We start from the raw sequence: 23,164 nt of genomic DNA on the forward strand, positions 1-23,164 counted from the left end.
TCTGAGTTGGCAAGTGTTTGAATTATATGGGAGCCCGGTGGCTGTCCACAACCCGCGCGAATACCAGCACGTCGACCTGCGCGGCTTTGGCACGCAGCAGCGCCCGGGCGCAGGCATCGGTCGTGGCGCCTGACGTCAAGACATCGTCGATCAGGACGACGCGACGGCCCTGGATATCAGCCATGCGATCGGCGGCGACCTTGAAGGCGCCCTGCACATTGCTGGCGCGTTGCGGCCGGGACAGGCCGATCTGCTGCTCGGTCGCGCGGATGCGGCGAAGCGCCTCGGAGGCCAGTTTGACGCCGCTTTGGCGCGAAATCACTCGCGCCAGCGCGCCGGACTGATTATAGCGGCGGCTCCAGCCGCGCCGCCAGTGCAGCGGAACCGGCACCAGCACGTCGGCCTCATCGAGCAATTCCTGACCGGCGCGAGCCATCCAGCGCCCCATCGCGGGCGCCAGATCCGTGCGGTCCTGGTATTTCAGCGAATGAACCAGCGTACGGGCGACATCGTCATAGCGCACCGCGGCGCGGGCGCGCTGGTATGCCGGTGGGCTGGCGATCGCCTCCATCGACAGCAATTCCGGACCCGGATCATAGACGAAGGGAATGCCGAGCCGCGGACAGAACGGCGGTGCGATGAACGACAATTTCGCCCAGCATGCCGCGCAGACACCCTCGCCATCGACCGGCTCGCGGCAGGAAACGCACAGCGTCGGCAGCGCGATGTCGAGCGCGAGCCGCGGCAGATGCGCGAACGCGTCGCGGCAGGCGCCGAGCGCGCCGCGCAGATGGCTGGAGATGGAGCGTGGTGGTGATGCCTTGGCGTCCATCGGGCGAGGCTAGCGCTGGCGGGCAGCATGCTCAAGCGGCAAAGCAATGACTCGTGCCCCGGATGCAGCGCATCACGCCGCACTCGCGGCGTGATGCGCTGCTAAGCCGGGGCCCAAGCTGGACCGCAAAGAAATGGGTCCCGGCTCTGCGGAGCAGCGTTGCACGCTGCACCGCGTCCGGGACACGAGTTTGGATTGCCACCCATTGGCAGCCAGCGTACCAACCAGCATGGTTTCGAACCCGGCTGCCGCACCCATCCTGTTCGACCGCGCGCTGTTGCGTGCGCGGATGGAACGCGCGCGGCGTGGCGGGCCGGCGACGTTTCTGCTCGATCGCATCCGGGAGGATATGGAGGAGCGGCTGCAGGCGGTGACGCGGAATTTTGCCGATGTCGCCGATATCTGGACGCCGGGCGAATTGCTGCGAATGCCCATCGCCGATCGCTTTCAGTCGATCAGGCGCATCGATCCCGATCAATCGGAAACGCTGCGCTTGCCGTCGCAATCGCTCGACCTCGCCGTCTCTGCGCTCGCATTCCAGTTCGTCAACGATCTCCCCGGCGTGCTGGCGCAAATCCGCCGCGCGCTCAGACCCGACGGGCTGTTGCTGGCGGCGATGATCGGCGGCGACACCTTGACGGAGCTCAGGCAATCCTTTGCGGCAGCAGAAGCCGAATGCGAGGGCGGGGTATCGCCGCGGGTCGCGCCGTTTGCGGATTTGCGCGATATCGGCAGCCTCTTGCAGCGCGCGGGGCTGGCGCTGCCGGTCACCGACGTCGATCGCGTCGTGGTGCGCTATGACAGTGCGTTTGCGCTGATGGCCGATCTGAGGCGGATGGGCGCGACCAATATCCTGGTCGAGCGGCGGCGGACGCCGACCCGCCGCGCCACCATGCTGCGGATGGCGCAAATCTACGGCGAGCGTTTTGCCGACGCGGACGGCCGCATCCGCGCGACTTTCGATCTTGTCTGGCTGTCCGGCTGGGCGCCGCATGAGAGCCAGCCGAAGCCGCTGCGTCCGGGCTCGGCGAAAGCGAGTTTGGAAGCGGCGGTGAAGAAAACTGCTCCCAAATAGACCACCTAAAGCGGGATGAGATCAGGTTGGGCCGTGACGACGGAGCATTTTTCTTCTCGTGCCCCGGACGCAAGCAGCACGAGTGCTGCGAGCCGGCCCCATTCTACTTTGCATGGGGTTGTTTTCGCGATTTTGTGTCTGGGCTCTGCGCGCCGCCGAAGAGGCGCTGCGCATGACACCTCACATCAACAAATCGATCAAATGCGGGATCAGCGGAATGTCCGCGGGCGGCATCGGGTAGTCGCGCAGCTTGTTGGCGCGGACCCAGGCCAGTTGCTGGCCCTCGCGCGCCGTCACCATGCCCTCCCAGCGCCGGCAGATGTAAAGCGGCATCAGCAAATGAAAGCTGTCACAGGCGTAGCTGGCAAAAGTCAGCGGCGCGAGGCACGGCTCGCTGACGTCGATCCCGATCTCCTCATGAAGTTCGCGTATCAGCGTCTGCTCCGGCCGTTCGCCGGGCTCGACCTTGCCGCCGGGAAATTCCCACAGCCCCGCCAGCGCCTTGCCTCCGGGGCGCTGCGCGATCAGCACCCGCTTGTCGACGTCGACCAGCGCGCAGGCGACCACGAGAGTGAGCTTGATGTCAGCCATGCGCCGCTGTCTCGCTTACGAGCGATAGTCGCCGTTGATCGCGACATATTCCTTGGTGAGGTCGCAGGTCAGCACGCGGTCACGGCCCTTGCCGAGACCCAACGCGACCTTGATCTGGATCTTCGGATTTTTCATCACCGCGGAAACCTCGGCCTCGTTGTAGGACGGATCGCGCGCGCCGCTTTTCGCGACGCGAATGCCGTTGAACGAGATCGAAAGCTTGTCGCGGTTGGCGGGCTCGCCGGCCTTGCCGACCGCCATCACCACGCGGCCCCAATTGGCGTCCTCGCCGGCGATCGCCGTCTTCACCAGCGGCGAATTCGCGATCGACATGGCGATCTTGCGCGCCGAGGTCTTGGTGGTCGCGCCTTCGACGACCACCTCGACCAGCTTGCGCGCGCCTTCGCCGTCGCGGGCCACCTGTTCGGCAAGGTTGGCCAGTACCTCGTAGAAGGCTTTGGCGAACGCCGTCAGCCTGGGATCGCTGGCGCGGCTGATCTTCGGCGCGCCGTCGGCAGCGGCAGCGCCGGTCGCGAAGGCCAACAGCGTATCCGATGTCGAGGTGTCGCTGTCGATGGTGATGGCGTTGAAGGTGTCCTCGACGCCGCTCTTGAGCAGCGACTGCAGCACGGCCGACGACAGCGGCGCGTCGGTGAACACAAAGGACAGCATGGTCGCCATGTCGGGCATGATCATGCCGGCGCCCTTGGCCATGCCGTTGATGGTCACCTTGGTCTTGCCGAGCTTCACCGTGGCGGTTGCGACCTTCGGGAACGTATCGGTGGTCATGATCGCCTTGGCAGCAGCCATCCAGTGGTCGGGCGTGGCGGCCTCGGCCAGCGTCGCCAGCACGCCGTCGAACTTGGTGGCGTCGAGCGGCTCGCCGATCACGCCGGTGGAGGCGAGGAACACGTCGGAGGTCGCGCAGCCGACCGCCTTCGCTGCGGTTTGCGCGGTCAGCGCCGTCGACTGCTTGCCGGTCTTGCCGGTGAATGCGTTGGCGTTGCCGGAATTCACCACCAGCGCGCGGGCTTGTCCGCGGCCGAGCTTCGCGCGGCACCATTCGACGGGAGCGGACGGGCATTTCGATTTGGTGAAGACGCCGGCTACCGTGGTGCCCTTGTCCATGACGGCGAGCAGCACGTCGGTACGCCCCTTGTAGCGGATGCCGGCGGCGGCGGTCGCGAGCTTCACGCCCGCAATCGCCGGCATCTCGGGGACATCGGTCGGGGCGAGGGGGGAGATGGTGGTGGACATGCGGGCAAATCCAAGAGCGACAAGACAAAATGGATCGTCATGGCCGGGCTTGTCCCGGCCATCCACGTCTTCACCAGCTATCGATGAAGCTCTTAAGACGTGGATGCCCGGCACAAGGCCGGGCATGACGTCTTATTACTGAACTATGAGTGCGAAGTCGATTTACTTCTTCGCCGGGGGCGCCATCTTGGAATCCCCGGGCTTGGCGGCTTCCGGCTTGGCGGCTTCCGCCGGCTTGTCCATGCGCTCGACCTTGGCGGCTTCGCGAAGCTTGGCGACGTATTCGGCCTGGGCCTTGCGCGTCACATAGGTCTCGATCTGGGCCTTGACCTGCTCGAAGTCGGGGGCCTTGCGAGCGCGCTTTTCCTCGACCTTGATGATGTGCCAGCCGAATTGCGACTTCACGGGGTCGGAGATCTTGCCGGGCTCGAGCGTGAAGGCGACGGCGGAGAATTCCGGCACCATCTGTTCCTTGGTGAAGAAGCCGAGATCGCCGCCATCGGAGGCGCCGGGGTCCTTGGACCTCTTCTTCGCCAGCTCGGCGAAGTCGCCGCCCTTCTTCAGCTCTTCGGCGATCGCCTTGGCCTCGTCCTCGGTCTCGACCAGGATGTGGCGGGCGTGAACTTCCATTTCACCAGTGATCTGCTTGGAGGCCTCCTCATAGACCTTCTTCATGGCGTCATCGGTGGTCGCGGCCTTGCCCTCGGTGGCGAGCAGGCTGTCCATCAGCAGGCGGCTGCGCGTGAACGCCAGACGCTTCTTGAAGTCTTCGGAATTCTCGACCTTCTTGTCCTCGGCGGCCTTGGCGACGATTTTCAGGTCGATCAGGAAGGCCAGCACATTGTCCTTCTTGGTCGCCGGATCCATTTGCGCGAGGCTGGGGCCGAGTTCCTCCTCCGCGAGTGCGACGTCGCTCTGGCGGATCTCAACACCGTTAACCTTGGCGAGAACGGGGTTGTCCTGGGCACGAACCGGCAGGCTGGCGGCCAGAATCGCAGCCAGACAGGCCGTCGCGGCCAGGGAGGCGAGGCCGAAGCGCAGGCCGGTTTTCGTTTCCGGGAACGAGGTGGTCATGGAAAATCCTTGTCTTGTAGAAGGGGGCGGCAAAGGCGGCGGGACACTCGCCCAATCATGCGGCCTTGGCAACGCGAAAAGTCTGTCAAAATGATGAATTCCTTGACAGATGGACCCACGTTGACAAGCCCCCGACCCAGCCATATCTGTGCCGGAACCTCCAGCGGCGATAGCGCTTATTTTGCTGCGTTTTTTGCCGTTGAACCTTGGATTGCTTAATTCCCACTCATTAGGCGGATGATGCCCCGGAACGGGTATTTGCCGCGATGCGTCACGGTGAGTTGATAGGCAAACTGGTGGACCACGTCACGGCGCAACGCAAGTAACGGCAAAGGCAGGAATTGGCATGATCGGCGCGCTCGCCCGCAAGTTTTTCGGCTCCGCCAACGACCGGCGGGTGAAGGGATATCAGTCCCGCGTCAACGCCATCAACGCGCTTGAGCCCGAGCTCGCCGCGCTTTCCGACGAGGCGCTGAAGACCCGCACCGCCGAATTCCGCCAGCAGCTTGCCGACGGCAAGACGCTCGACGACATCCTGGTTCCGGCCTTCGCCACCGTGCGCGAGGCCGCCAAGCGCACCCTCGGCCAACGGCATTTCGACGTCCAGCTGATCGGCGGCATGGTGCTGCATGAGGGCGACATCGCCGAGATGAAGACCGGCGAAGGCAAGACGCTGGTGGCAACCCTCGCGGTCTATCTCAATGCGCTGGCAGGCCGAGGCGTCCATGTCGTCACCGTCAACGACTATCTCGCTCGTCGTGACTCGGAATGGATGGGCCAGATCTACCAGTTCCTCGGGCTGACCGTCGGCGTGATCGTCCACGGCCTCGACGATGCCGAGCGCAAGGAAGCCTATTCGCGCGACATCACCTACGGCACCAACAACGAATACGGCTTCGACTATCTGCGCGACAACATGAAGTACCGCCTGGAGGACATGGTCCAGCGCGGCCATTTCTACGCCATCGTCGACGAAGTCGACTCGATCCTGATCGACGAGGCGCGCACGCCGCTGATCATCTCCGGTCCGCTCGACGACCGCTCGGAATTCTACAACACCATCGACACCTTCTTCCCCCAGCTCGACAAGACCGATTACGAGGTCGACGAAAAGCAGCGCACCGTGACGCTGACCGAGGCCGGCATGGAGAAGATCGAGACGCTGTTGCGCGACGCCGGCCAGCTCAAGGGCGATTCGCTCTACGACGTCGAGAACGTTTCGGTCGTTCACCACATCAACCAGGCGCTGCGGGCGCACTCGCTGTTCACGCGCGACAAGGACTACATCGTCCGCGACGGCGAAGTCGTCATCATCGACGAATTCACCGGCCGCATGATGCAGGGCCGCCGCTATTCCGAAGGCCTGCACCAGGCGCTGGAAGCCAAGGAGCACGTCCAGGTCCAGCCGGAAAACCAGACGCTGGCCTCGATCACGTTCCAGAACTATTTCCGGATGTACGAAAAGCTCGCCGGCATGACCGGTACGGCGCTGACCGAAGCCGACGAACTGTTCGACATCTACAAGCTCGAGGTCGTGGAAATCCCGACCAACGTGGCGGTCGCGCGTCTCGACGAGGACGATGAAGTCTACCGCACCCAGAACGAGAAATACGCCGCGATCCTGGCCGAGATCGAACGCGCCAACAAGCGGCTGCAGCCCGTGCTGGTCGGCACCGCCTCGATCGAGAAGTCGGAGGTGCTGGCCGATTATTTGAAAAAGCACGGCTACAAGCAGATCGATTTCGGCTCGGAATCCGGGATGGAGAAGCTCTACGCCGCGGCGCGTGCGGGCAAGCCTGCGAAGCTGTTTGCGGTGTTGAACGCGCGCTTCCACGAACAGGAAGCCTATATCGTCGCCGAAGCCGGCGTCCCCGGCGCGATCACGATCGCCACCAACATGGCCGGCCGCGGCACCGACATCAAGCTCGGCGGCTCGCTCGATATGCGGATCCAGCAGGAGACCGCTGGCATTGCCGACGAGGCCGAGAAGGCCAAAAAGATCGAACAGATCAAGGCCGACATCGAACGCTTCCGCGAGATCGTGCTGAAGGCCGAGGACGTGGTCGAGGTCGAGCCTGCCAAGGGCAACAAGCCGGCCAGGACCATCAACAAGCCCGGTGGGCTCTACATCATGGGCTCGGAGCGGCATGAGTCCCGCCGCATCGACAACCAGTTGCGCGGCCGTTCCGGCCGTCAGGGCGACCCCGGACGCTCAAAATTCTTCCTGTCGCTGGAAGACGATCTGATGCGGATCTTCGGCTCCGACCGGCTCGACAGCATGCTGCAGCGGCTCGGCCTGCAAGAGGGCGAGGCCATCATCCATCCCTGGATCAACAAGGCGCTGGAAAAGGCGCAGCAGAAGGTCGAGGCCCGCAACTTCGACATCCGCAAGAACCTGCTCAAGTTCGACAACGTGCAGAACGACCAGCGCAAGGTGATCTTCGACCAGCGCGTCGAGCTGATGAAGAGCGACAGCGTGGCCGAAATGGTCGCGGACATGCGTCATGACTTCATCGACGACATCGTCGTCAAGCATGTGCCGGAACACGCCTATGCCGAGCAGTGGGATGTCGCGGGCCTCAAGGAAGAACTGAAGCGCGTGCTCGACGTCGACCTGCCGGTCGAGGAATGGGCCAAGGAAGAGGGCATTGCCGACGAGGAATTGCTGACGCGGATCGAACAGCGCGTCGACGAGCACATGGCGGCCAAGGTGGCGCAGTGGGGCCCCGAGGTGATGCGCTACGTCGAGAAGACCATCCTCTTGCAGACGCTGGATCACCTCTGGCGCGAGCACCTGATCATGCTCGATCATCTGCGTCAGGTGATCGGCCTGCGCGGCTACGGCCAGCGCGATCCGTTGCAGGAATACAAGTCGGAAGCCTTCGGCCTGTATGAGGCGATGACCGCGCATCTGCGCGAGGCGGTGACGGCGCAATTGATGCGCGTCGAGATCGTGCCGCCGGAAGAGCAGCAGCCGCTGCCGGCGATGGAGGCGCACAAGTTCGATCCCAATACCGGCGAAGACGAGATGGCCTTTGCCAATGTCTCGCTGGTGCCCGAGGCCATTGCCGCCGATCGCGATCCCAAGAACCCCGCAAGCTGGGGCAAGGTCGGCCGCAACGAGGATTGCCCCTGCGGCAGCGGCAAGAAGTACAAGCACTGCCACGGGAAGTACGGCTGAGGCTGCGCTGACGCGATGGGTCAGGCGGCTTTACGCCGCGCCTGCCGGCTCTCTCCCTTTTGTCTGACGGCTGAACCCACCCCATCGAGGGTGGCTTTGTCGCGCTGGCCCTGCAACCTGCGATGGGGTATGGAGGAGGCAGCCACGCAAGGAAAAAATCCCTGCGGGTGTTTCAACGAGTTATTAGGAAGTTGTGTCCAATTTGGAGATCGCGCGTTGCGCGAATGGTCAAGGCGCGCACGCACCCATAACCCCCTTCAGGGGTCCACAAGAGGGTAGCGTCTTGCAATCCATATCCAAGATTCACGGTCGCTATTATCTGGCGATCTTTGTGCTGGCGTCCGCGACGCTTTCCTACCAGATACTGATAACGCGCTTCTTCAGCGTTATGCTCTATTATCATTTCGCGTTCGCCGCTATTTCGCTCGCCATGCTCGGGCTCACCCGCGGAGCGATGGAGGTCTACGGCAAGCCCGCACGTTATGCGTCCGAACGGGTTGGCGTCGAATTTGCCCGCCATGCGTCGTGGTTCGCACTTAGCAGCGTTGGCGCAATGGTCGGGCTGTTGTGCTTGCCGCTCCTGGTGTCCGGTGAAGCCGTGACTATTGTGCTTGCGCTGGCGATCATCGCCTTCGTGTGGCCTTTCACGGAAGGCGGCGTTTGCATAACGCTCTTGCTGACCCGTTTGCCATATAGCGGCGGATGGCTCTATGCAGCCGATCTAATGGGGGCCGCAGTTGGATGCCTCGGCGTGATCTTCCTGCTGCTGGTGATCGATCCCGTGAGTGCCACGTTATGGATCGCAGCCCTCTCTGCCGGCGTGGGTTGGATTGTCATCCGGAACAGCAACGAGGTCCGTAGCCTTCGCCTAAGCGGCGCTGTCGCGCTGACGATGGCCGTTGCGGCCACCGTGCATACCGGCCTTGACCTGACCGGAAAGAGCCACCTCGGGGTGTTCTGGGCCAAGGGTGAGGAGCAGGCCGGCACGCTGTTCGAGCGCTGGAACACCTATTCGCGGGTACGGGTGCGGGAGTGGGCCAGGCAAGCCCCGTTCGGCTGGGGACTGGTCCGCCCGTCCGAGGTCAGGGTTGACCAGCATTACATCGATATCGATGCCGATGCAGGCACGGTCATCACCAGGCACGATGGCGACATCGGCAAACTCAGCTACCTGAAAGATGACGTCATCAATGCCGCCTACCTCGTACAGCCGGCCGCCGATGTCGCCGTCGTGGGCGTTGGCGGCGGCCGCGACATCCTTTCCGGTCTGGTTTTCGGCGCCAAGCAGATACGCGGCATTGAGATCAATCCGGCGATCTTTGAGGTGCTCACCGAAAAATTCGCCGATTTCGCCGGCCATCTCGAGCGCCAGCCCGGCGTTTCCCTGGTCAATGCCGAAGCGCGAAGCTATATCAACCACTCGTCCGAGCGGTACGACCTGGTCCAGATTTCGCTGATCGACACCTGGGCGGCGACGGCGGCAGGTGGTCTGACGCTCACGGAAAACCGTCTCTATACCGTCGAAGCGTGGGATGATTTCTACCGCGCACTGAAGCCTGGCGGGCTGCTGTCGGTCTCGCGCTGGTACGACGGGGACAAGCACCGCGGCGAATTCTATCGGCTGGTCGCGATTGCAGCCAGCGCCTTGCAGCGCAAGGGCGTGTCGGCCGCCGAGCTCCGGCATCATGTGGTCGCGCTGAACGTGGGCAACATCGTAACGGTCATTACGCGGCCCGACGCGTTCACCGATGCGCAATGGCAGGAGGCACGCGGAAGGCTCCAGGCGCAGGGATTCAAGATATTCCTGGGGCCGGATGTCGCCTTTGATGCCGTCACCTCGACGTTGCTGTCCGACAAGGCGGACGCGGCATTCTTCGATTCTTTGCCGGAGAACATCGCTCCATCGACGGATGACAAACCGTTCTTCTTCTTCACTTCGCGCCTCGGCGATCTGACGAACATGTATCCATGGAGAGGAATGAACAACAATGTTGCGGTCAGCATGACCGGCTTGCTGATCATCGTCGCGCTCCTTGCCTGCGGATACTACATCGTCCTGCCCTTCCTCGGCCTTGCGAGGCGCATGCCGTTGTCGACGCTGACGCCGCCGATGGCCTATTTCAGCGCGATCGGGTTGGGTTTCATGCTGATCGAGATATCGCAAATGCAGCGCCTGATGGTCTTCCTCGGCCATCCCGTCTACGGGCTGAGCGTGGTGCTCTTTGCGATTCTTCTTTTCAGCGGTATCGGCAGTGCCACAGTCGGCGCGGATACCCCTCGGCCACGCGCCATTGTCTGGAGGTTTGCAGTCCTCCTGATCACGATCGTGGCAGCCGGGCTGCTAACGCCGCTGGTTACCACTTGGACGCGGTCGCAACCAACCGACATGCGCATTCTGGTTTCAGTCCTGCTGCTGGCACCTCCGGCGTTCTGCATGGGGATGATGTTTCCGCTCGGCCTCAGTATCTGGCGCCGTCATGAAGCGCTGTTGCCGTTCTTCTGGAGCACCAACGGGGTTACGTCGATGCTGGCGTCGGTACTGGGTATGGCCCTATCGATCCAGTTCGGTATCGCCAAGACCTATGCGCTCGGCGCGTGCTTCTATGTGGTCTGCGCCATCGCGATCGCCGCAAGCCGCCGGGCCGACCCCATCGTCACGCTCGCAACGAAGCCCGTCACCGGCGTCGGCCTCGTGCCGCAGGACGAAGCGGCTTCATGACTCGACCGTGCTCTGCGCTACGGGCGTCGGTGCGATAAAGACTGTCGGGGAATTCGGAAAGTTGCCGCTTGCGTTCGCGGGGCATGGCGGCGGCTTGGCCGCGGCAGCAAGTGAAGCCGTTACTTCACCGCGCCGAAGCGGCTGTCGAACGAGTTCGGCGGCACGATCGGTGCGGAACCGGCGACCTGATTGTCCTTGGCGGAGGCCGGGGTGTCGGACACCGACGATCTTAGCGGCGGCCGGGCGGCGGCCTGTTTGCTGTCATGCTTTGGCGCCGTGGTCTTCGGCGCTGCCGCCTCGGGACGGGGCGCGGTTTGCTTGGCCTCGACCTTCGGCTTCGAAGGCGGCGTGCTTGCGGTAGCGTCAGCCGCGCCGCCGATACCGACCTTGCGGGCGAGGTTGGAGAAGAACCCGTCATTCTGGGCCGTCGGCGCCGCATTGGCGACGCGCGTCGGTGCCGCGGCAGGGGTGGGCGCTGGGGCTGCGGCAAGCTTCGGCTGTTCCGGCGCGCCCGCCAGCAGATTCTCCGAGGGTGTAGGTGCCTTGGGCGGGTTGACGTGGGAAGGAATCGTGCCTGGGGCGCGAGCCATCAATGACAGGGAGCCGTCGCCGGCTTCCGAAAGGCCGGTGCTGCCGTCGGGTACGCGCGCGGCAAACACCCGGTGCATGCCGCCGTCGATACCGGTGTTGGTGCGGGCGACCGGCGTTCCCTTGGCGATCAGCCGCGCGGTCTCGGCGAGGTCGGTGGCCTGCTTTTCGCGCACCGCGTCGGCGACTTCTTCCGGAATCACATAGGCCGGGCACTTGGCGGAAGCATCGAATACCGGGTCACGCGTCGCATTCGGCGCCTTAACGGCATCGAACACGTATTTTTTTTCGCAGAACTCGACCTTCGGCTCCTGCTTCGTCACCTCGAAATGATCATTGCCTTCCTTGATCATTTTCCAGAACGGCATGTTCGGGTTGTTGCGATGCTTGGCCATGTTGGCCGGCGTCATCTTGAACGGATAGGCCTGCAACTGGAACGACTTCTGGCCGCCGAAGAAGGATTCGCGGCCCAGCGAGTAGATTTCCGCGATCTGCTCGTCGGTCATCGCGTAGCAGCCGCGCGAGGAGCAGTCGCCATGCACCATCAACTGCGAGCCGGTGCGCCCCAGCGCCTTGTCGAAGGCGTTGGGATAGCCGGTGTTGAAGGAGAGGTAATAGGCCGACTGCGGGTTCATCTGCGCCGGCGAGATCGCATAGAAGCCTTCCGGCGCCTGGCGGTCGCCTTCGCGCACCTTGGGGCCGAGATCGCCCGACCAGCGGCAGATCGGATAGGTCTTGAGCAGCGCGAAGCGGCCGGAGCGGTCCTGCTTCCAGATCTCCAGTTCGGCTTCCTGCTTGAACAGCCGGACCAGGATCGGCGACTGCAGGTCCATGTCTTTCGCCGTCATGTCGGCGATCAGTTTTGGCGGGACCGGCTGGTTGGCCTTGGCGTTATTGGCCAACGACATGTCTTCGCCGTTGCAACCGGCCAACAGCGCGCCTGCGCCCGCGAGGACAGCCGACGTGACGAGCGCGCGAACCAGCGAGCGGTTAATCAAAGGCTAAGCTCCACACCCACCGGGCATTTTCGCACCCCAAATCACAGCGAACATGCCCTGAAGCCATTGCATAAAATAGTACCCTTTGACCCTCCGCGCCGCAACCCGAACGCGATGCGCCAGCCGCTTCCACGGCAGGCATGGTCAACAGAATTTAAAGACTGGGGTCGGGGCCTAATTAGGGCCGAATCAAGTGATTCAGCGAAATAAAGCACCTTTAAGGCGGCGTTAACGGTTGGGATGCCGGGCGGCCGAACCCTCTCCGGAGGGAGGCCAAGGGCCAATCAGCCAAGCTTGCGGCCGATATCGAGAAATTTCTGCCGACGCTGCCGGCGGATGCCGTCCGCGTCCAGATTGCGGAGATCGTTGAAGGCCTCCGCGATCGCATCGCCGGTAGCCGAGATCATTGCGGCGGAGTCGCGGTGAGCGCCACCGGAGGGCTCCCTCAGGATCTGGTCGATCACGCCGAATCGCAGCATGTCCTGGGCCGTGATCTTCATGCCGTTGGCGACTTCCTGGGCCTTGGTGCCGTCGCGCCACAGGATCGAGGAGGCCGCCTCCGGCGAGATCACGCTGTAGATCGCGTGCTCGAACATCAGCACCTTGTTCGCGGTGGTGATGGCGATGGCGCCGCCCGACATGCCCTCGCCGGTGATGATCGCGACATTGGGGACGCCGAGCGAGAGGCACGTGTCGGTCGAGCGGGCGATCGCTTCCGCCACGCCGCGCTCCTCGGCGCCGATGCCGGGATAGGCGCCGGCGGAATCGACGAGCGACAGCACCGGAATGCTGAACCGGTCGGCCATCTCCATCAGCCGCACGGCCTTGCGATAGCCTTCGGGGCGCGCCATGCCGAAATTATGCTTGATGCGGCTGTCGGTGGTGGCGCCCTTTTCCTGGCCGACCACGCAGATCGCCTCGCCGCGGAAGCGGCCGAAACCGCCCATCAGCGCCTCGTCCTCGGCGAATTTGCGGTCGCCGGCCATCGGCGTGAATTCCGTGATCAGCGCATTGACGAAATCGGTGAAGTGCGGGCGCTGCGGATGGCGCGCCACCAGCGTCTTCTGCCACGGCGTCAAATTGGCATAGAGGTCGGCCAGCGCCTGCTGCGATTTGTCCTCGATGCGCGCGATCTCGTCGCCGATGTCGCTGCCGGACGCCGCCAGCGCACGCAATTCGTCGACCTTGGCCTCGAGTTCGGCGACGGGTTTTTCAAAGTCGAGATAACTGCGCATCTGATCCGGCATCGAGACAATATAGGTAACAACGTGCTTTGAGGCGAAGCGGTTTCGATTCGCTTAAGGAAAGCGCACATCTTCAATGATTTAGCGCGCGTCTCGGTCCGGGCGACCCGGTTTGCCGAAAGCGCGCCAAACAAGGCCGCGGGCGGGAGACGGCTGTTTCGGGGGAGACGCCGCGGAAGTCAAGGCGGGTGTTGCGACGAAGTTTACTTCTCCGCCAGCGGATGCAGGTCGCGCACCAGGCTTTTCAGCCGTTCCTCGACCACATGGGTATAGATCTGCGTGGTCGAGATGTCGGTATGGCCGAGCAGCGTCTGCACGATGCGCAGGTCCGCGCCGTTGTGCAGCAGGTGGCTGGCGAAGGCGTGGCGCAGCACGTGCGGCGAGACCAGCCGCGGTGCGAGGCCCGATGCCGCCGCCAGTTCCTTCAGGTCGCGGGCAAAATGCTGCCGCGTCAGATGGCCGCTCTCGCCGAAGGAGGGAAACAGCCATTTCGAGGGGCTGGCGTTTTTCTTCTTCTCGGGTCTGAGCGCTTCCATCGCGGCGAGATAATCGGCCATCGCCTGCCGCGACGCTTCGTTGAGCGGCACCAGACGTTCCTTGTTGCCCTTGCCGCGCACCACGATCATGCGGGCGTCACGCCGCGAGGCCGACAGCGGCAGCGCCACCAGCTCCGAGACGCGTAAGCCCGTGGCATAAAGCACTTCCAGCAGGCAATAGAGCCGCATCGCGCGCAGCCGCTGCTGCGGCGAAGCGTTCTGGCCTAGCGTCAATTCCTTGGCCCGCGTCAGCATGCGGTCGACATCCGCGATCGACAGCACCTTCGGCAAGCCGCGGCCGCGCTTCGGGCCGGACAGGATCGCCGCAGGATCGTCGCTGCGGATGCGCTCGTTCAGGAGAAAGCGGAACAGATGCCGCATCGCCGACAGCCGGCGTGCCACGCTGGAGGATTTGAAGCCGCGGGTGTCGAGGTCGGCGAGGTAGTCCCGCAGCGCGTCGGTCCCGGCGCCGGTGAAGTTTTGTCCCTTGCGGCCGAGAAACTCGGAAAAATCCGTAAGGTCGCGGCGATAGGCGTCGAGCGTGTTGTTGCCCGCACCCTGTTCCGCCGCGAGCATGTCGAGGAACAGGTTGATCAGTGTCTCGTCTTTGGTCGTCTTGCTGGAACGCATTGCCCCCGACTTCCCCGCAACGGGATGCCTCTCCCCCGAGTTCGTCTCTCACTCAAAGCAGACGATAGCGGCTATTTCTTGAGGAATTTGTCCGCGGGGATGGTGACCGTCATTTCCCGGGGCTTCGGCGTGACGAAGTTCGCCAGCGAAAAAATCACGCCATAGATCACCCCGGCGATGATGCCGACGACCGTCAGAAAGCGGAACAAACTGGGCATAGGGGGCTCAGGGCGGCGAATTAACCAATGAAATCATCCAACATGTTCCCATCCCCGTGGCAAGAGTCTCTGGCAACGGCAGCAATGGGGGTAGTATAGGTGTCGCAGCCGCGGGCAAATCCCGCAAAACGACCGAGTTTTTGATGTCCGAGACCGCCGCACCGGCACACCCGAGCCCGACCCAGGAGGCCGACATCACGTCGGCGCTGGGAAGGCGTTCGGTCGTGCTGGTCGGCATGATGGGCGCCGGCAAGTCCACCATCGGCCGGCGGCTGGCGGCCCGGCTGCGGCTGCCGTTTCTCGATGCCGATGTCGAGATCGAGACGGCCCATGCCGGCGTGACCATTCCGGAAATCTTCGCGACCCATGGGGAGCCTTATTTTCGCGACGGCGAGGCGCGGGTGATCGCGCGGCTGCTCGATGGCGGCCCGGCCGTGATCGCCACCGGCGGCGGCGCCTTCATGCGCGAGGAGACCCGCAACCGCATTCGCGACAAGGCTATCTCGATCTGGCTCAAGGCGGATGTCGAAATCATCATGAAGCGGGTCAAGCGCCGCGCCGACCGGCCGCTGCTGCAGACCGAGGATCCGACTGCGACCGTCAGCCGCCTGCTCGAAGGGCGCGAGCCGATCTATCGGACCGCCGACCTGACGATCTTGTCGCGCGACGTGCCGCACGACCGCATCGTCGACGAATGTATCGATGCCCTGCGCGCCCGGCTGTGCGCCGGCGCCTCTTCTGCCCAGCCGACAACTGACGGGACCAGCGTTACGCCATGACTGCGCCACTGAAACATTCCGCCGATATCACGGTCGACGTCGCCCTCGGCGACCGTGCCTATGACATCGTGATCGGCCGCGGCGTGCTGGCCTCGCTCGGCGCGCGCGTCGCCGCGTTGCGCCCCGGCGTACGCACCGCCATCGTCACCGACCGCACCGTGGCAAAGCACTGGCTGGAGCAGACCGAGCGTTCGCTCACCGAAGCCGGCATTGCGACCTCGCGCGTCATCGTCGAGGAAGGCGAAGTGTCGAAGACCTATGCCGGTCTCGAAAAGGTCTCCGAAGCCCTGATCGCGGCCAGGATCGAGCGCAACGATCTGGTGATCGCGCTCGGCGGCGGCGTGGTCGGCGATCTCGCCGGCTTTGCGGCGGCGATCCTGCGGCGCGGCGTCGATTTCGTGCAGGTGCCGACCTCGCTGCTGGCGCAGGTGGATTCTTCCGTCGGCGGCAAGACCGGCATCAACTCGCCGCAGGGCAAGAACCTGCTCGGCGCGTTCCATCAGCCAGTGCTCGTGATCGCCGATACGTCGGTGCTCGACACGCTGTCGCCGCGCCAGTTCCGCGCCGGCTACGCCGAGGTCGCCAAATATGGCGTGCTCGGCGATGAGGCCTTTTTCACCTGGTTAGAGGCCAACCACGCCGACATCTTCTCCGGCGGCGCGGCGCGCGAGCACGCGATTGCGACCTCCTGCCGCGCCAAGGCCGCGATCGTCTCCCGCGACGAGCGCGAAAACGGCGAGCGCGCGCTGCTCAATCTCGGCCACACGTTCGGCCATGCGCTGGAGGCTGCGACCGGCTTTTGCGATCGCCTGTTTCACGGCGAAGGCGTTTCCGTCGGCATGGTGCTGGCTGCGGAATTTTCCGCCAGGCTCGGCATGATTTCCGAAGCCGATGCCGCCCGCGTCGAGCGCCATCTTGCTTCCGTCGGCCTGCCGACCCATTTGCAGGACATCGCGGGCTTCGCCCAGGAGGGGCTCGCGGACGCCGACGCCCTGATGGCGCTGATGGCGCAGGACAAGAAGGTCAAGCGCGGCAAGCTGACCTTCATCCTGCTGCAGGCGATCGGCGGTGCGGTGGTAGCAAACGAAGTCGAGCCGGCGCTGGTGCGCGATTTCCTGCAACAGAAGTTGTCGGGATGAGAACGGGATTGCCGGGGCGCAGTGTGGGCCAAGCGTCGCGCGGGGCCGGTGCCGTCACGAGGCATATATGAGTTCGACCGCGTTCAATCTGCTGCTCGCGATCCTGCTGCTCGCCGCCAACGCGTTCTACGTGGCCGCCGAGTTCGCGCTGGTCAAGAGCCGCGGGTTTCGCATCAGGGCGATGGTCGAGCAGGACCGTTTCGGCGCGCGCCTGCTGCACAGCATGATGGGCAACATCGAGGCCTATCTCGCCTGCTGCCAGCTCGGCATCACCATGGCCTCGCTCGGCCTCGGCTGGGTCGGCGAACCCACCGTTTCGGCGCTGCTCGAACCGTTGCTCATGCCACTCGGCATGTCGGATCGCACGTTGCACTTCGTGTCGTTTCTCGCCGGGTTCCTGGTGTTCTCCTCGCTGCACATCGTGATCGGCGAGCAGGTGCCGAAGACGCTCGCGATCCGGGAACCGATGCCGGTCTCGCAATGGATCGCGTATCCGCTTCATCTGTCTTATCTGATCTTCTGGCCGCTGAACTGGCTGCTCAACACCGCCTCACGCGGGATTTTGCGCCTGCTCGGCGTGAAGGAGTCCTCGCAGCATGAAATCCTCACCGATTCCGAGATCGAAGGGCTGGTGGAAGAATCGGCCGTGCACGGCGGGATCGAAAGCGGCGAGGCGGAGTACATTCACAACGTCTTCCGCTTCGGCGACCTTGCCGTCTCAGACGTCATGGTCCATCGCACCGCGATGGTGTTGATCAATGCCGACCTGCCGCCGGACGAACTGGTGCGCGAGGTGCTGGCGACTGAATACACCCGCATCCCGCTGTGGCGCGACAAGCCGGAAAACATCATCGGCGTGCTGCACGCCAAGGATCTGCTGCGCGCGATCCGCGCTTCCGACGGCGATATGTCGCGCATCAACGTTTCCGCGATCATGCTGCCGCCATGGTTCGTGCCGGAGATGCGGCCGCTGTCCGAGCAGCTCAAGGCGTTCCGCCGCCGCAAGACCCATTTCGCGCTCGTCGTCGACGAGTACGGCGAAGTCGAAGGCATGGTGACGCTGGAAGACATTCTGGAGGAAATCGTCGGCGACATTTCCGATGAGCACGACGTCGTGGTGGCCGGCGTCCGCGCCCAGAGCGACGGCTCCGTAGTGGTGGACGGCTCGGTGCCGATCCGCGATCTCAACCGCGCCATGAACTGGCATCTGCCGGACGAGGAGGCAACTACCGTCGCCGGCCTCGTGATTCATGAGGCGCGCTCGATCCCCGAGCGCGGCCAGAGTTTTACTTTCTACGGTTTCCGTTTCCGCGTGCTGCGCCGCGAGCGCAACCGCATCACGGCGCTCAAGATCACGCCGTTGCCGCGTGAAGCCGAGGCGGAGGATCCGAAGCCGAAGCGGGCGGGAACGGCGTTCTGACGTTCGCTATTCGATATCGATGGTGATGCCGCTCAGCTTCCACTGGCCGTCGGAGGGGATGAACCCGAGTTGGTATCTCACCTTCTTGGGGCTGGTGTCGAAACGGCCCTTGAGGCGTAGCATGCCCTTCTCGTCGATTTTGGCTTCCTCCTCGGCAATCACCGGGCTTGCGACGATCGCGTCGAACACCGCGTGCTTCTCGACCAGGTCCTTGAAGACGGCCCGCAGCTTGTCGGGCGGAAACTGGTCGCGGAACGGCTTTGAAATCTTGGCGTGGAGTATCGTGAAATTATCCGATGCTACTGCGTCGTTGAGCGTCACCAGAATGCTCTTGATCAGCACTTCCTGGACAAAGGGGCTCGGCATATCCAGCGCGTGCGCCCTGATCGAGGAGGCCGCAACCAGCAGTGCCACGGCGGCGGCCCATCGGAAGCGTGCCCAATATCGCATCGGACGACCCCATCGACCCGCGATGGCCTCGGGGTCAGCCCGACCCCGCGTCCGAACGGAACCTGATCCACCGCTTCGGTGATTGTCTCACAGTTGCGAAACCGGTTCTACCGTCTCTGCCGATCTTCACAGGAAGCTGGCGGACAGCCTCAATTACCGGCCGGCGGTTTCTCCCGGCGCCTGCGCCTTGATGGCGAGCGCATGGACGGAGCCCTTGAGTTCCGTATCCAGCGTCGCATTTACCATACGATGGCGCTCGATCCGGCTCTTCCCTTCGAAGGCCGGAGATACGATATATACCCTGAAATGCGTCTCGCCGCCCGGCCGGTGGCCCGCATGGCCCTCATGCAGATGAGATTCGTCGGCAACGTCGAGGCTTTCCGGCAAGAAAGCTTCACGCAACTTGTTTATGATAGCGTCTTTGGTGCTCATGATAACGGCAGATAATTCTGCATCAGCTTTCCGTCAATGGCGCCATCGAAGAGAGGGATTCGCAATGTCAAGACTTGAAGCCGCGGGCATTGCGTAGTCAAAGTCAGCCATGGCAATTGATTCATCAAAATTCTTCGATTCCATTCGCATCAAGCCCAACCAGCTGAGCGCGAAGCAGCAGGCGCAGGCGCGCGAGGAGGCCGCCATGTGCGAATGGGCGGGCTGCCAGAACAAGGGGCCGCACCGCGCGCCCAAGGGCCGGGAGAATTCGCGGGAGTACTTTCACTTCTGCCTCAACCACGTCCGCGAATACAATCAGAACTACAATTTCTTCCAGGGCATGAATGCCGACGCCGTCGCGCGCTACCAGAAGGATGCGCTTACCGGCCATCGCCCGACCTGGAAGATGGGCGCCAACACGGCCGGCAAGAAGGGCAAGCAGGCCGCCGAGGATTTTGACGGCGCCTCAGATCCCTTCAGCATGTTCTCCGAGCTCAACGGCCGCGGCCGCTGGCGGCCCGGACCGGGTGCCGAGGCGAAGGCCGAGACCCGAAAGGTGATGAACGCCGAGCGCAAGGCGCTGCAGGTGATGGGCCTCACCGCCGAAGCCACCCTCGAGGATGTCAAGGCGAAGTACAAGGCGCTGGTCAAGCAGCACCATCCCGACGCCAATGGCGGCGACCGCTCCACCGAGGATCGCCTGATCGAGATCATCAAGGCGTATAATTATCTGAAAACCGTGGTGCGCGGCGCGTAGCCGCTAGCGCCAATCCAGCCGTCGTCCCTGCGAACGCAGGGACCCATACACCGCGGCCTCTCGATTTGTAACGGCTGGTCGACGCCTTTCGCGCAATAACGAACGCCTGTGGTTATGGGTCCCTGCGTTCGCAGGGACGACAGCGGTGATTGTGACGCTCACCCTGGCATCGCGCCGATATACGCCGAACTCGGCCGGATCAGCCGCCCGCCGCGCTGCTGCTCGCGGGCATGCGCGGTCCAGCCGGCGGCGCGCGCGACCGCGAAGATCGGCGTAAACGCCTGCCGCGGGATTTTCAGCGCGTCGAGCAGGATCGCGGTGAAGAACTCGACATTGGTGTCCAGCGGGCGGTCCGGATTCTTTTTTCGCAACGCGCTGCGGATATAGGCCTCGACCTCGCCGGCGAACGGCAGATCGGCGCCGTCACCGGCGAGCCGCTCGATCGCGCCTTTCAGCACATCGGCGCGCGGATCGCGGACGCGATAGACGCGGTGACCGAATCCCATCAGCCGCTCGCCGCGGGCCAGCGCACTGTCGACCCACGGCTGGATGCGTTCGGTTGAGCCGATCGCATCGAGCATTTCCAGCACCGGTTCAGGCGCGCCGCCATGCAGCGGTCCGGTCAGCGCGCAATAGCCGGCGGTGACGGCTGCGAACAAATCCGCCTGGGTTGAGGCCACGACGCGGGTCGTGAAGGTCGACGCGTTCATGCCGTGGTCGCACACCGTGACGAAATAGGCGTCAAGCGCCGCCGCTTCGCGCGCGTCAGGCTTGCGGCCGAGCATCATCGACAGCGTATCGGCGGCATGGCTCGCGGTTGGATCGGGTGCGACGGGGTCGTTGCCCTTCACGCGCTGAACCAGGGCGCCGGCAATCACCGGAAACGCGCCGACGATGGTGGCCTCGTGCGCGAGGCCGGCTTCCGCGCGTAGCCCCGCGATCGCCGCGCGGAATCCGTCGACAATCGATAGGCCGCGCGTGACGCCAAGGAGATCCGGCAACCGGGCGAAGGCGCGTTCGCGGCCCGCGCCGAGGGCGGCCCGCACAGCGGCTTCGCCGACCGGCTGGCCGGTTCCGCCGCTCCAGAGCCGGGCGGTCACGCCCTCAAACCCGGTCTTGCGGGCGAGGTCGCCGACCCGCTCGCCGGCAATGATCAGTTCGCCGCGCTCGCCATCGACATGGCTGAGCACGGTTTCGGCGGCGGGAATGCCGTCTAGGCCGATCGGGGTCTTTGAAAGCTGCATGTTCATGGAAGTTCTCCTTTTGTTGCTTTCAAAGGTCGGGCCTCTCGACAGCTTGATCAATCTTGATTATGTAAATCAATATGAAAAAATCCGCCGGCCTTTACCTCTCGGCCCGCGAGGCCTCCGCCGAACTCGCGATCTCGCAGGCGACGCTCTACGCTTATGTCAGCCGCGGCCTGATCCGCTCGGAGCCGTCGCAGGATTCCCGCAGCCACCGCTACCGCGCCGAGGACGTCCGGACGCTGAAGGAGCGGCGAACGCCGTCGCCGGAGCCGCGGGGGCTGCGCAGCTTCGACGCCGATCTGCCTGTGATGGATTCGGCGGTCGCGACCATTACCGAGGACGGGCCGATCTACCGCGGCGTCAATTGCGTCGACCTCGCCGAGCGCGACACGCTCGAACATGCCGCGACCTTGTTGTGGGATGTCACCGGCGTCGATCCGTTCGAGCAGGACAATTGTCCCGTCGTGTCGGACGAAATGCGCGCCGTGGCCGAGGCTGCGCGCGGGGCCAATGCGATCGATCGCTCCATCGCCGTGCTGGCGCTGGCGGCCAGCGCCGATCCGCGGGCGTATACGCGGGCGCCCGAAGGGCGCGCGATGCTCGGCGGCCGCATCATGCGGCTGGTGGTCGCGACCATGCTGAACGCGAAATCATCGGCAAGTCCGCTTCATCTGCAGATCGCGCGCGTCTGGGCGCCGGAGCACAAGCACGCCGCTGACTTGATCCGCCGCGCACTGGTGCTGCTGGCCGATCATGAATTGAATGCCTCGACCTTCACGGTGCGCTGCGCGGCCTCGACCGGGCTAAATCTCTACGACGCCATCATCGCCGGGCTCGTCGCGCTCAAGGGCCCCAAGCACGGCGGCGCGGGCGTACTCGCGGCGCAGCTTTTGAAGACGCTCGCCAATGGTGAGGTCGCCCCCGTCATCCGCGAGCGCGTCGCGCTCGGCGAACGCTTCGCGGGCTTTGGCCATGGAGTTTACAAGCACGGCGATCCTCGCGCGCGGGCGCTATTGGAAGCGCTGGCGCGCTCCGGCGCGGATCGCAAACTCACCCACGAAATTCCCGAGCGCATCGCGGAGGCGACCGGCGAGTTCGTCAACATCGACTATGCGCTTGCGGTGCTGGTGCACACGCTCGGCCTGCCGCCCGGCCACGAGTTGGTGCTGTTTTCCATGGCGCGCACGGTGGGGTGGATCGCGCATGCCTCCGAGCAGTTGCGGCATGGCCGGTTGATCCGGCCCCGCGCGCGTTATGTCGGTCCTGCACCGGGGCGGAGCCCGGCCCGGGCCTGACGGCGGCGCAGCGTCCAGACGCCGAGCGCTATGATCGCCGTCGCGAACACGGCCAGTATCCATAGATGTTTGCCGATGTGCTGGTGATGCGGCAGGCCGCCATATTCATGCAATGCCGAGACCGCGAGTACGCCTGGAAGCACATGCGCCAGTGCCCAGGCGAGCACCGCCGGAATATTGACGCCGAAGAAAAGCATCGGCGGCATCCCGAGCGCGCCCGCTGTGACTGGTACGAAAGCGCGGATCGGCGGCACAAAGCGCGCGAAAAATACGGCCAGCGTTCCCCAGCGGTGGAAGAACGCCTCGCTCTGCGCCATGACGCCCGGATATCTCGACATCGGCCAGGCGCCCAGAATTTCGCGTTGCGAGCGATGGCCGGCCCAGAACGCCGAGCCGTCGCCGAGCATGGCGCCGGCGATCGCTGCCGCCAGCACGCCCCACAGCTTCAGTTCGCCACCGGGCACCAGCGCGCTCAGGGCAAGGATGATGGTCGAGCCCGGCACAAGCGCTCCCACGACCGGGATCGCCTCCAGCAGGGCCGCGAGAAATAGCGTCAGATAGGCCAGCCACGGATGGGCCGAAACGAATGCAATTACGGGATCGAGGAATGAAGTCACAATCTTGCTGTCCGGGCAGGAGGGCCTGAACCAGAGCTATCAAGCCTGGGCAGGGGCTGAAAGTGCCGGCAGATCCTTCGATTTT

Annotated in this window: 20 protein-coding genes; 8 read left to right on the forward strand and 12 right to left on the reverse strand. The window is 64.1% G+C overall.

Going from position 1 to position 23,164, the window contains the following annotated elements; all coding sequences use genetic code 11:
• Window positions 1–22: 22 nt before the first annotated feature.
• Window positions 23–832, reverse strand: coding sequence for a ComF family protein (locus V1293_RS25295; protein WP_334513168.1), 810 nt, complete (start codon window positions 830–832; stop codon window positions 23–25).
• Window positions 833–1,061: 229 nt separating this feature from the next.
• Here V1293_RS25295 and V1293_RS25300 point away from each other — a divergent pair, with 229 nt between their 5' ends.
• Window positions 1,062–1,907 carry a methyltransferase domain-containing protein gene (locus tag V1293_RS25300; RefSeq protein ID WP_334516899.1) on the forward strand — a complete coding sequence of 282 codons (846 nt, stop codon included), beginning with the start codon at window positions 1,062–1,064 and terminating at the stop codon, window positions 1,905–1,907.
• 180 nt (window positions 1,908–2,087) lie between these two features.
• On the opposite strand, the gene V1293_RS25305 is transcribed toward V1293_RS25300, so the two are convergent.
• The 3 genes from V1293_RS25305 to V1293_RS25315 all read right to left on the reverse strand — a co-directional run bounded on the left by V1293_RS25305 (window position 2,088) and on the right by V1293_RS25315 (window position 4,829).
• Window positions 2,088–2,498 (reverse strand): (deoxy)nucleoside triphosphate pyrophosphohydrolase, encoded by a 411-nt coding sequence (locus tag V1293_RS25305; RefSeq protein ID WP_334513170.1) that lies wholly within the window; start codon window positions 2,496–2,498, stop codon window positions 2,088–2,090.
• 15 nt (window positions 2,499–2,513) lie between these two features.
• The gene (gene argJ / locus V1293_RS25310; RefSeq protein WP_334513173.1) at window positions 2,514–3,755 is read right to left on the reverse strand and encodes a bifunctional glutamate N-acetyltransferase/amino-acid acetyltransferase ArgJ; all 1,242 of its coding nucleotides are present in this window, start codon (window positions 3,753–3,755) and stop codon (window positions 2,514–2,516) included.
• Window positions 3,756–3,917: 162 nt separating this feature from the next.
• Complete coding sequence (locus V1293_RS25315) at window positions 3,918–4,829, reverse strand: peptidylprolyl isomerase (RefSeq protein WP_334513174.1); 912 nt, start codon at window positions 4,827–4,829, stop codon at window positions 3,918–3,920.
• Window positions 4,830–5,175: 346 nt separating this feature from the next.
• Here V1293_RS25315 and secA point away from each other — a divergent pair, with 346 nt between their 5' ends.
• Both secA and V1293_RS25325 read left to right on the forward strand, forming a co-directional pair.
• Window positions 5,176–8,010: a preprotein translocase subunit SecA gene (gene secA / locus V1293_RS25320; RefSeq protein WP_334513175.1), complete on the forward strand. Its 2,835-nt coding sequence runs from the start codon at window positions 5,176–5,178 to the stop codon at window positions 8,008–8,010.
• Between the two features lie 202 nt (window positions 8,011–8,212).
• The gene (locus tag V1293_RS25325) at window positions 8,213–10,729 is read left to right on the forward strand and encodes a hypothetical protein (protein ID WP_334513177.1); all 2,517 of its coding nucleotides are present in this window, start codon (window positions 8,213–8,215) and stop codon (window positions 10,727–10,729) included.
• Between the two features lie 119 nt (window positions 10,730–10,848).
• On the opposite strand, the gene V1293_RS25330 is transcribed toward V1293_RS25325, so the two are convergent.
• From V1293_RS25330 to V1293_RS25345, 4 genes are all read right to left on the reverse strand, one after another.
• Window positions 10,849–12,315 carry a L,D-transpeptidase family protein gene (locus tag V1293_RS25330; RefSeq protein WP_334513178.1) on the reverse strand — a complete coding sequence of 489 codons (1,467 nt, stop codon included), beginning with the start codon at window positions 12,313–12,315 and terminating at the stop codon, window positions 10,849–10,851.
• A gap of 284 nt (window positions 12,316–12,599) precedes the next feature.
• Entirely contained in the window at window positions 12,600–13,562 is a 963-nt protein-coding gene (locus V1293_RS25335; RefSeq protein WP_334513179.1) for an acetyl-CoA carboxylase carboxyltransferase subunit alpha, read from the reverse strand.
• Window positions 13,563–13,762: 200 nt separating this feature from the next.
• Window positions 13,763–14,725, reverse strand: coding sequence for a site-specific tyrosine recombinase XerD (gene xerD, locus V1293_RS25340; RefSeq protein ID WP_334513180.1), 963 nt, complete (start codon window positions 14,723–14,725; stop codon window positions 13,763–13,765).
• A gap of 71 nt (window positions 14,726–14,796) precedes the next feature.
• A complete protein-coding gene (locus tag V1293_RS25345) occupies window positions 14,797–14,943 on the reverse strand; it encodes a histidine kinase (protein ID WP_247521898.1) in 147 nt (48 codons plus the stop codon).
• 143 nt (window positions 14,944–15,086) lie between these two features.
• Between V1293_RS25345 and V1293_RS25350 the strand changes: the two genes are divergently transcribed.
• The 3 genes from V1293_RS25350 to V1293_RS25360 all read left to right on the forward strand — a co-directional run bounded on the left by V1293_RS25350 (window position 15,087) and on the right by V1293_RS25360 (window position 18,281).
• Window positions 15,087–15,722 carry a shikimate kinase gene (locus V1293_RS25350; RefSeq protein WP_334513181.1) on the forward strand — a complete coding sequence of 212 codons (636 nt, stop codon included), beginning with the start codon at window positions 15,087–15,089 and terminating at the stop codon, window positions 15,720–15,722.
• The gene (gene aroB, locus V1293_RS25355) at window positions 15,719–16,861 is read left to right on the forward strand and encodes a 3-dehydroquinate synthase (RefSeq protein ID WP_334513182.1); all 1,143 of its coding nucleotides are present in this window, start codon (window positions 15,719–15,721) and stop codon (window positions 16,859–16,861) included. The genes V1293_RS25350 and aroB overlap by 4 nt, the downstream gene beginning before the upstream one ends.
• Before the next feature lie 67 nt (window positions 16,862–16,928).
• Entirely contained in the window at window positions 16,929–18,281 is a 1,353-nt protein-coding gene (locus V1293_RS25360; RefSeq protein WP_334513183.1) for a hemolysin family protein, read from the forward strand.
• A gap of 6 nt (window positions 18,282–18,287) precedes the next feature.
• On the opposite strand, the gene V1293_RS25365 is transcribed toward V1293_RS25360, so the two are convergent.
• Together V1293_RS25365 and V1293_RS25370 are read right to left on the reverse strand one after the other, a co-directional pair.
• Entirely contained in the window at window positions 18,288–18,731 is a 444-nt protein-coding gene (locus V1293_RS25365; protein ID WP_334513184.1) for a hypothetical protein, read from the reverse strand.
• 153 nt (window positions 18,732–18,884) lie between these two features.
• Window positions 18,885–19,163, reverse strand: a complete 279-nt coding sequence (locus tag V1293_RS25370; protein WP_334513186.1) for a BolA family protein — start codon at window positions 19,161–19,163, stop codon at window positions 18,885–18,887.
• 109 nt (window positions 19,164–19,272) lie between these two features.
• Here V1293_RS25370 and V1293_RS25375 point away from each other — a divergent pair, with 109 nt between their 5' ends.
• Entirely contained in the window at window positions 19,273–19,920 is a 648-nt protein-coding gene (locus V1293_RS25375; RefSeq protein WP_334513189.1) for a J domain-containing protein, read from the forward strand.
• 158 nt (window positions 19,921–20,078) lie between these two features.
• Here the strand turns inward: V1293_RS25375 and V1293_RS25380 are convergent, their stop codons facing one another.
• The gene (locus V1293_RS25380) at window positions 20,079–21,170 is read right to left on the reverse strand and encodes a citrate synthase/methylcitrate synthase (RefSeq protein WP_334513190.1); all 1,092 of its coding nucleotides are present in this window, start codon (window positions 21,168–21,170) and stop codon (window positions 20,079–20,081) included.
• Between the two features lie 74 nt (window positions 21,171–21,244).
• On the opposite strand from V1293_RS25380, the gene V1293_RS25385 reads away from it, so the two are divergent.
• The gene (locus tag V1293_RS25385) at window positions 21,245–22,462 is read left to right on the forward strand and encodes a citrate synthase family protein (protein ID WP_334513192.1); all 1,218 of its coding nucleotides are present in this window, start codon (window positions 21,245–21,247) and stop codon (window positions 22,460–22,462) included.
• Here V1293_RS25385 and V1293_RS25390 read toward each other — a convergent pair.
• Complete coding sequence (locus V1293_RS25390) at window positions 22,420–23,079, reverse strand: DedA family protein (protein ID WP_334513194.1); 660 nt, start codon at window positions 23,077–23,079, stop codon at window positions 22,420–22,422. The two genes, V1293_RS25385 and V1293_RS25390, sit on opposite strands and share 43 nt — an antisense overlap.
• Window positions 23,080–23,164: the final 85 nt, after the last annotated feature.

It is taken from the genome of Bradyrhizobium sp. AZCC 1693 (genome assembly GCF_036924745.1).
Lineage (GTDB): Bacteria > Pseudomonadota > Alphaproteobacteria > Rhizobiales > Xanthobacteraceae > Bradyrhizobium.